Genomic DNA, 7,275 nt, shown 5'->3' with positions numbered 1-7,275 from the left:
GTCGGCGTCGGCGCTTCTTACGCCGCCGTGGTCACCTACCTCAACCGGGTCGGCCTTGCCGCCCGCGATCCGTTCGACTGCCCCATGGTCAACCGGTTCCGGCGCCCATGAGCGGTAACACAGGGACCTCCGCCGCCTCCTCCAACAACCGCTCCCGGCGCCTGGGCAGCAAGCGTGCCGGTATCACCAGGCTTCGTGCCGCTCTTCGGCACAGGATGTCCGCAGCGCACCGGGGAGCCGGTTCCGCTGGAACACCTCCCACGCACGTGGCTTCCGGAGCGACAGCACCCGGCGCTCTCCGACACGACGTGGTCGGCACCGTCCATGTCCCGCCCGGCGGGGACGACGCCGCACCGGTCTGCCGTCTTCACTCCTTCCGGCCGGCATCCGTGACCCGTGGGGCACCGGTATTCGTCATGGTGCACGGCCTGGGCATGTCCCACCGCTATTTCGGCAGACTTCAGGAGGAACTTGGCGCCTCGGCGGAATCGCACGTGCTTGATCTTCCAGGTTTCGGGGGAACACCGAAGCCCGACCGCCCGCTCAGCGTCGGGGACTACGCGGCAGCCATCGCCCGGACCCTGGACGCGGCGCAGCTTCGCTCCTGCACCCTGATCGGACATTCCATGGGAGCCCAGTTCGTCACCGAACTCGCCCTGCAGCGCCCCGACCTGGTCGCCCGGGTGGTCCTGATCGGCCCCGTCACCGATACCTCGCACGCATCGGCCTTCTCCCACACCCTGTCCCTGAGCCTGGACACGGTCATGGAACACCCGCTCACCACAGTGCTGGCCGCCGGCGCCTACGCCCGCTGCGGGTTGCCGTGGTACTTCACAGAACTGCCCGTCATGCTCACATACCGTCTCGACCATAGGCTGCCCCTGGTGACCCGGCCCGTCCTGATCATCCGCGGCACCCGGGACCCCATCGCCCGCCGGCACTGGTGCGCCGGGCTCGCCAGCACCTCCAGGCAGGGACAACTCGTGGAAATCTCCGGACAGGCCCACGCCGCACACCGGGCAGGCGCCGCAGCCGTCGGCGCGGCCATCACCCGGTTCGTCGACGAACACCCGCCCACCCCCGAAGCGACACCGCATCCGGGATCCAAAGAGCCGTTCGGTGCCCTCGGGGCCGCCGGGGGCACCCTCGTTGAGCGGTGCGCGCCGCGGCCCAAACCACTGCCCGCGCATACGCGCGGGCAGGTCAGTCTCACGACCGGAGACCGGCAGGCCCGCGCCCACCAGATCCCGCATGGGCCCGCCGGGGCAAAAACCTCAGCGTCGGCGCGGGCCCAGGCGCAGGTCGTGCCCGTGTTCGTGCTCATTCACGGCATCGGCATGTCCCACCGCTACTTCCAGCGCCTCGGCAGCCAGTTGTCCGCCCACGGGCGGGTCATCCTGCTCGACCTGCCCGGTTACGGGTGGACCAGGACGCCCACGGCCGGCATGACGAACAAGGCGAAGGCGGACTTCATCGGGGATCTCCTGGATCAGATGGGTGTGTCCTCCTGCGTGGTGATCGGGCACTCCATGGGCGTCCAGAGCGCCACCGAACTGGCGCTCCAACGCCCCCGACTCGTCTCCCACCTGATCCTCATCGGCGCGGCCGTTGACGCACGCCGGCGGACCGTGCCCCAGCAGGCACTGACCCTCACGGTGAACAACGCCCTAGAGAAACCGGTGTTGAACACCCTTCAGTTCACCGACATGCTCCGCTGCGGGCCGCGCTGGTATCTGAGCGAACTCAAAGTGGCCATGGAGTACCCCCTCGAGGAACGCTTGCCCCTGGCCTGGCAACCGGTTCTGATGATGCGCGGTTCCCGCGACCTCGTTGCAGGATCCAGCTGGTCCCGTGACCTCGCGGGAACCGCCGTGGACGGGGAACTGGCGGAGATCGACGGAGCCTTCCACGGTGTGCACCACAGCGCCTCCGGAGCCGTTGCCGACCGCATCATGTCCTTTCTGACCGGCACCGCGGACCGCCTCGACGAACCCGAAGCGGCGTAGGTCCGCAACCACCGCACCTCACTCGCCTCATCCTCCCGCAAGCGGCCACGCGTGGCAGGAACAAACTCGGTAAACCCGGAATCCTTCGTCCCGGGCCCCATGATCAGAAATAGGTAGACCAATGGAATCACCCCGCAGGTTCGACACGATCACTGTCATCTTCAATCCCAACAGCACCGGAGACGCCCCGAAGCTCGCCGTGGAGCTCCGCGATGAGCTGGCGCCCTCGCTGCCCGGGACGGACGTCAGACTCCAGCCCACCGAACACGCCGGCCACGCGGTGGATCTGGCACGGAAGGCGGCCTCGGCGCCCAACGCCCTGGTCGTGTCGGTCAGCGGGGACGGCGGGTATAACGAGGTCGTCAACGGTGTCATGGCCAGCGGCAGCGACGACGCCGTGTGCGCGGTGCTGGCCGCCGGCAACGCCAACGACCACAGCCGCGTCACGGGACGCAAGCCCCTGGCCGAGGCCATCATCGAGGGCCATGTGCGCCGGATCGACCTGCTGCGCATCGGCATGGACGAGCCGGATGCAGACCCGGTGTACGCGCACTCGTACATTGGGTTCGGCCTGACGCCGGTGATGGCGATCGATCTGGAGAAGGGCAGCAAGGGCGCCATCAAGGAAATGTTCTCTGTTGTGCGCACCTTTTCGAAGTTCAAACCCTTCGAGATCCGCCAGAGCGATGGCAGGCGCCGGAGATTCGACAGCCTCGTGTTTGCCAACATCTCCGAGATGGCCAAGTACGCGACCCTCAGCGAGGCCGGAGACCACCCTGCCGACGGGAAGTTCGAGGTCATCATCTTCCCGCACATGGCCAAGTGGCGGATCCTGCTCACCGCCCTGCGTGCCACCACCAAGGGACTCGGCGACCAGCCCAGCTACGCGCAGTACCGGTTCTCAACCCTCAAGCCCATGCCCTACCAGATCGACGGCGAAGTGAAGTCCGTTGACGCCAACACGGCCGTCATCATTGACAGCATCCCGCGGGCCCTGTCCATCCTCGGGTGACCTTCCGTCGGTCATCCTTCCCGGGCCGCGCGAAGGCGGCCTATGGCCCAACCTGATCGGCAGTGACCACACCCGGTACGGGGTGGCGTCCTTCATCGGTGTGCAGTGGGTGGCGGTGCCGGTTTCGGAGGAAATCACCCTGGTACGCAACGTTTTGTCGAGGATCTGCCGGCAGGCACGGAAGGACGGCGTCAACGCCTCGGAGATCCCGCTGCCGATCGCAGTGGCCGGTTCCGTCCATCCCGACGGCCAGGGAAGTCTGGCTGCGGCTCCTGGAAGGTACGGCCTTCAAACCATGGGGCAAGGCCGACGACCGTCGAAGACAGTTCGGCTGCCCCGCCGTGCTGATCAGGTTAGGGTTACCGGAAACAGTTAGTAAGCACACTTCGCATCGAGTTGCCGACGAATGCAGGGAGCGGTCACATGATTGATACGCAGCAGTGGACAACGACCCGGCTTCTCCTCACGGCGGCACGCGTGACCGAACATGCGTGGAATAGGCATCTCGTCGAGCTGGGTGTCACTCATGCCGGAATCAACACGCTGCGGGCCCTCGCCGAGTCGGGACCGATATCCCAGGTCGAATTGGCGCGTCGATTGAGGGTGCAGGGCCAGACGGTCGGGTTCCTCCTTGCCCGGCTGGAAAGCCGGTCGCTGGTGGCCCGGGCCCGCAGCATCACCGACCGCAGGAACGTGACCGTCCGGATCACCGGTGAGGGGCAGGCGATTCTGGAGAAGGTTGATCAGGCAGAACAGGACTTCAATGACGGCGCCGGTTTGGGCTCGGAGGCCCTACGGGCGGCGCTGATCCGAATTATCAGCCAGGACCGTGCGCGGGCGGTGGCGCCTTCGCATCGGTCGGATAGCGACGGGTAGGACGCTCGCCTGCTTTGAGCCAGTGAGGGTGACGCCGCCGCTCATCTGAATTCACCCTGAGGCGGGGTATTCGCCCACCCATCCCTCGTCGTCAACATAGCGAATACCAGCCCGTAGGCTGGGGACCCTGCGTTCCTAAATTTCATGACTTTTCTGTGCGAGGTAATCGGTGCCAAACAGTTCACCCCGTGATCCCTCCCACCCGGCGGAATTACCAGTGATCACACCCGAAACCGGTGGACGGCCATGGCGGCGGATACCACTGTTGAAGACATTTGTGATCCTGCTGGTTCCCTGCCTGATTCTCAGCGCTGCCAGCGGTTCCCTGTTCCTGGCATTGGAGAAATCCACCCCCGACACCTTCGATGACATCCATTTCTGGTTCTACTTTTTCGATGTGGGACGCGAAATCAACGTGCCCACCTGGTACAGCTCCGTTATGTGGATCGCCGCCGGCCTTATGGGCGGCTATCTGGCCCGCAGCGCGTCCCGCTTCCGGCGCACATGGTGGTTTTTCGCCGCCGTGTGCGTCCTGTTCTCGATCGATGAGATGCTCGAGTTGCACGAACGCCTGGATGTGATCGGGGCCGCCTTGGCGAAGGTCCTTCCCTTCGAGCTCGGGTTCGTGTGGGTGATTCCGGGAGCGGTGATCGCCGCGGTGGTTGTCCTGCTTCTGCTGCGCATGGTTCTCTCGCTTCCGGCAGGGGTGCGCAACGGGCTGATCATCGCCGGCGCCGTGTTCGTCGGCGGAGGCATGGGTGTGGAAACCCTCGCGGGGCTGGCCTTGGCCGGCACCGGGTTCACCCCGGCGTTCTTCGTGCTCACCCTGCTGGAGGAAACACTGGAAATGCTCGGGATCGCCCTGTGCATTGCCTCCCTGCTTCACTTCATCGAGTACCGCCCCGTCGAACGGGCAACCGCGTACCGTCCGGCCGAACGTCAACCGGGGATGTAGTGTCCGCAGCGTTGATTGGCGCGGAGCGTCCGGCAGGATCCGGATTTTCCCTTTCTGACCGGCGTGGCCGTGGATCCTGTCGGGCCTGGTGGTGCTCGGCTGTCGGGGTGGGGCCGCCGCATCGGTGCCGCTGATCAGCAGTGTGCACTGGTGCACGGCCCTCAGGACATGGATCGGCGTGCACAGTGCCCGCGTCGGCCGGCACGCTCCCGGGTCCGCCGTGGTTTCCGGGCACAGCCTTGGAGTGCTGTTGCGGTCTGGTCTCGCCCGTTCCTTTGCCGGCCGGGATCTGCCTACGGTCGAAGCACACCATTGGAACGCGAACTCCCAAGGAGGCAGCGATGTACACCATCCCGGATCCCCCTCACCGACCGCCCCCGCTCCCCCGGCAACGTCATGAACATCACGGCGGGAGGCTTGCCGCAGTGCTGGCCGGTGCGGCACTCGCGCTCACTGCCTGTGCCTCCGGGGGCGAGGACAACTGGAACTCGACGGCGGTCGGTGATGACAAGAGCGTGGGAGCAGTGTAGCTGCGCAGCGTCCTGCTCGTCACCGCCACAGAGGGTGGCCCCGCCCGGATCCTGGGCACCCTGGAGAACAACTCAAAGACGCCGGTTGAGGTCACCATCAGCGACGCAGACGAGCAAAGGATCGTCGTCGTGCCGGGGCAGGGCAGCCCTCCCTTGGATACGAACCCGACGCTGCTGCACAGCGCCGGGGACGCCCCGGGTGCACGGACGACGCTGACCGCCGAAACCAGTGAAGGTACGGTCGACCTCCTCGTGCCGGTGGTCGATGGCACCCCAGACCCCTACCGGCCCTATCTGCCGGAGTGAGGCCGTCGGCTCACCGGAATTATCTGCAACGGCTCGTCCTGCGCCGCAGCCGAACCCCACCATGGCCGGATTCCCGCGGACCGCCGCGCCTGCTGTCCATCGCGGCGCACGAACCGGTGATTGCCCGGAACCTTCACCTTCTCATGCAGAAAATGCGTCGGAGCGCCCACAGCGGTCGTGCTGTGTGAGGGCTGGTCCGCGGGTACCGTTGAGCGTCCGCCCTGCCTTCAGCGATGGAGGATCATGCCCCGGGTCCTGGCCGCGCCCAGGACTGGCGCTTACCGTTGGTCCGGCCGACGGTATTGCCTGGACCGTCGTGGCTGGTTGTCGGTGAGGTTCTCTTGTCCGACCTTCACCCGGCGTGTTCACGCTGCCGTCACCTGCCTTTGATAGGTTCTGCGGATGAATCAGTTGCCCCCCGAGCGCCCGTCCCTGACGGTCGGAGATCTTTCCGGCCGCACCGGTTTCGATGAGCGGTTCCTGGGCGTGGACGTTCCCGTGCCCCGGCTGACCCTGGACGTGGAGACCGTCCTGCTCCCCTACACCCACTTCAGCGTCCTGATGCGCCTGGACAAACGCCTGGCCGCCGTCGCCGCCCTAGGGATCGACGGCGCACGGCTCATGGACCGGGACCGTGACGGGATGCGCTGGCGGCTGGATCCGCGCCTGGAGGAAGACCAGCAGACCGGGGAGCGGGTCTACGCCGACAACGACCTGGACCGCGGACACATGGCCCGCCGGGCCTCGGCCGTCTGGGGCGACACCGCCGAAGAGGCCGAGCAGGCCAACCGGGACACCTTCCACTACACCAACGCCGCCCCGCAGGCCGCCCGCTTCAACCAGGGCATGGAGCTCTGGCTCGGACTGGAGTCCTACCTGCTGAACAATGCCGCCGATCACCGCCGGCGCCTGATCGTATTCACCGGACCCGTCTTCAGCGAGGACGATCCGGTGTACCGGGGGGTGGGGATCCCGCTGCGCTTCTTCAAGGTCGCCGCATTCCTCGACGGCGGTGAACTCGCCTCGACCGGGTACATCGTGGACCAGACACCGGTGCTGCCGGACCTGGACGAGGCCCGCCGGCTCCTTGGTGAGGCCCCGCCGCTGGGACCGTTCCGGACCTTCCAGGTCCCCGTGGCCGACATCGCCGCCCTGACCGGACTCGACCTGGACCGGTTTGCCGCCGTCGACCGGTTGCCCCGGGTGCGCTCCGCCGCACCCGGTGACAGGGAATCGGCGTGGCTGGAGCTGTCCGCCCTGGGCGACATCAGCTGGTCCCGGTAGCGCCGCAGGCGCAGCAGGAGTTGACCAAAGAACATCAGCGGTTCCGCGGGTTGTAATCGATCTGCGTGAAGTGAACCCGGCACGGCTGCAATGGTTCCCGCCACGGCTCGTCGACGGCCCGCGGGTCCGCGTCGCATGCACGCGCTGGAGGCCCCGGACGGCGGCTGACCGGTGGGCCGCCGCGGCAACGCAGATTCCGCGATGTGCGGCCGTCGGCGGCTCAGGAAATGATTTCGTGCTGGGCGGCTTGGGCCAGGGCCTTGAGCATCTGCCGGTCTTCCACGGTGAAGGTGCGGGGGTTCTGGT

General features: G+C 66.7%; 7 protein-coding genes. All 7 read left to right on the top strand.

The genetic code is table 11. From position 1 onward, the window contains the following. The first annotated feature begins 107 nt into the window (after positions 1-107). The 7 genes from AC4D2R_RS17920 (at position 108) to AC4D2R_RS17890 (ending at position 6,969) form a co-directional block, all read left to right on the top strand. Positions 108-2,006, top strand: a complete 1,899-nt coding sequence (locus AC4D2R_RS17920) for an alpha/beta fold hydrolase (protein WP_490941457.1) — start codon at positions 108-110, stop codon at positions 2,004-2,006. A 121-nt stretch (positions 2,007-2,127) separates the two neighbouring features. Continuing rightward, on the top strand, positions 2,128-3,018 hold the full coding sequence (locus AC4D2R_RS17915) for a diacylglycerol/lipid kinase family protein (protein ID WP_490941456.1): 891 nt from the start codon (positions 2,128-2,130) through the stop codon (positions 3,016-3,018). Positions 3,019-3,441: 423 nt separating this feature from the next. Next, on the top strand, positions 3,442-3,894 hold the full coding sequence (locus tag AC4D2R_RS17910) for a MarR family winged helix-turn-helix transcriptional regulator (protein WP_490941455.1): 453 nt from the start codon (positions 3,442-3,444) through the stop codon (positions 3,892-3,894). Positions 3,895-4,159: 265 nt separating this feature from the next. Next, the gene (locus AC4D2R_RS17905; protein WP_490941454.1) at positions 4,160-4,849 is read left to right on the top strand and encodes a DUF8692 domain-containing protein; all 690 of its coding nucleotides are present in this window, start codon (positions 4,160-4,162) and stop codon (positions 4,847-4,849) included. A gap of 341 nt (positions 4,850-5,190) precedes the next feature. Next, the gene (locus tag AC4D2R_RS17900) at positions 5,191-5,379 is read left to right on the top strand and encodes a hypothetical protein (RefSeq protein WP_490941453.1); all 189 of its coding nucleotides are present in this window, start codon (positions 5,191-5,193) and stop codon (positions 5,377-5,379) included. A 153-nt stretch (positions 5,380-5,532) separates the two neighbouring features. Further along, the gene (locus tag AC4D2R_RS17895) at positions 5,533-5,685 is read left to right on the top strand and encodes a hypothetical protein (protein ID WP_490941452.1); all 153 of its coding nucleotides are present in this window, start codon (positions 5,533-5,535) and stop codon (positions 5,683-5,685) included. Between the two features lie 402 nt (positions 5,686-6,087). After that, positions 6,088-6,969, top strand: coding sequence for a DNA/RNA non-specific endonuclease (locus tag AC4D2R_RS17890; protein WP_490941451.1), 882 nt, complete (start codon positions 6,088-6,090; stop codon positions 6,967-6,969). Positions 6,970-7,275: the final 306 nt, after the last annotated feature.

The sequence above is a fragment of the Arthrobacter sp. TJ-217 genome (assembly GCF_058269255.1).
The sequence above is the reverse complement of the archived record's forward strand: the minus strand, read 5'-3'. Positions and strand labels throughout refer to the sequence as shown.

What these genes read in the sequence shown, in the direction of transcription:
- AC4D2R_RS17920 (WP_490941457.1), top strand. Translation starts at nt 108, where the DNA reads ATGAGCGGTAACACAGGGACCTCCGCCGCCTCCTCCAACAACCGCTCC.
- AC4D2R_RS17910 (WP_490941455.1), top strand. Translation starts at nt 3,442, where the DNA reads ATGATTGATACGCAGCAGTGGACAACGACCCGGCTTCTCCTCACGGCG.
- AC4D2R_RS17890 (WP_490941451.1), top strand. Translation starts at nt 6,088, where the DNA reads ATGAATCAGTTGCCCCCCGAGCGCCCGTCCCTGACGGTCGGAGATCTT.
- AC4D2R_RS17900 (WP_490941453.1), top strand. Translation starts at nt 5,191, where the DNA reads ATGTACACCATCCCGGATCCCCCTCACCGACCGCCCCCGCTCCCCCGG.
- AC4D2R_RS17915 (WP_490941456.1), top strand. Translation starts at nt 2,128, where the DNA reads ATGGAATCACCCCGCAGGTTCGACACGATCACTGTCATCTTCAATCCC.